The organism is Rhodoferax sp. ZS1R8, assembly GCF_056521325.1.
The window spans coordinates 1-1,544 of sequence record NZ_JBWMBA010000066.1 but is presented as its reverse complement, the minus strand read 5'-3'; the positions used below and the strand labels follow the sequence as shown (position 1 = coordinate 1,544).

Sequence of the window (1,544 nt, the reverse complement as noted above, 5' to 3'; positions counted from 1 at the left end):
GTTGGCGGCGGGGCGGATTGCCCAAGGGTGGGTGGCTCGCTGGCCGTCGGCGATGTGTTTGATCACCAGGGTGGGGGGGGGGGTGGCTGCCAGGCCACAGCCTGTGCGGGTCTCGGTGCGCAGCAAGTGCTTCATGGACACGGTTTCGCCTGCGCGCAGGAGCATGCGGTCGAAGACGGTGTGGGCGCGTGCGTCCGGCTCGGCCCTGCGGCTGGTGGGCAGGTTGAAGCGCCAGGGTTCGATGCCCCGGTTCCAGTCGCTCCAGGTGAAGGCCATGTCGTCCACCGTGCCCTTGCCGTCGCCGGCCGGTTGTTGCGCACGGGCACTGACGAAATAGGCGCTGTTGTAGCTTTCGTTGCTATTGCAGGTGGGGGCCTGCGGCGAGATGCCACTCAGGTTGGCGATGCCTTGTGCATTGGTCTTGGCACTGCCCACCTCATTGCCCCTGCAGTCGGATACGCGCACCTGGGCGTTGGCCACCGGCATGCCCTTGTCCAGCGTGGTGACCCAGGCCACTGCGTTCTCGCGGCCCAGTTTGAAGTGCACGCCCAGGTTGGTAACCAAAGCCGACGTGCGGACCACCATGGTGCGGCTACTTCCGTGGCGTTCGTCCAATAGCGAACTGCCCAACTTCTGTGAGCTGATCTCGACCACGTGGAAACCGGGGGCGAGCGGAATACCCACCACCTCAAAAGGCCTTGGGTCGTTGCTGGCGGGTTTGGGCATGTCCAAGGTCTTCACATTGGCTTGGCCACCCAGCAATGAGACCATTCGCGATTGCACTTCGTTGCGGTCATAGGCGTCCAGGGACGGGGGCAGCGGCCCCTTGACGTCCCGCGCCGCTAGCTTGCGCGACACCGTAAAGTTGTCGTAGCGCTGCACCTTCAGAAACCACTGGATGATCTCGGCGTCCGTGCCGGGCGTGAGGGTGCTGACCTTGGACTGTTCCACACGGAGCCCTTTGGTTGCCAAGGCAGCCTCTACATTGCGCAGGGTGACGGGCAGCATGGCTACCCCATCAGGCTCGGCAAATCGCTCGACAATGCCAAAGGGCGCGGCGGCAAATTTGGCCAGCGGCGGCATGGCACCGGTGGACACTTTGAGCGGAAAGCTGTCGGCATTGCGCAGCGTGCGGCCCGATGCATCCTTGAAGCCCTTGGGCAGCTCCAGCGTGAAGGCAGTTTGCTCGGCAAAGATGGTGCTGAAGCCCACGCTGTTCTGTACGTTGTCTTCGTCCTCAGACCCACCGCTGTTGGTGTCGGGCGTGGGCTTGAGGACATCCTTGTCCGACTTAAGGCGTATGGCCGCCAGCAGCTTGGCCGACACCGGCGCATTGAAGCTGAGCCGCATGGGGCGAATGGGCAGGCAGGCGCTTTGCGCATTTTCACGCTCGCAGCTGAAGGTGGCTGCAAAGGGCTCGCGCACCTGAAAATTGAAGCGTTTCTCTATCGAATTGGGCACGCCCACAGTGGCATTGCCCAAGGGCGGGGTGCTGATGCCCTTGCCAAACACCAATTGCACTTTGACATATGTACATATGTACA

Annotated in this window: 1 pseudogene; it reads right to left on the bottom strand. The window is 62.6% G+C overall.

The annotated features are described in order from the left end of the window. Nucleotides 1–1,544 (bottom strand): annotated as a pseudogene (locus AC097P_RS23775) (alpha-2-macroglobulin); the annotation flags it as partial.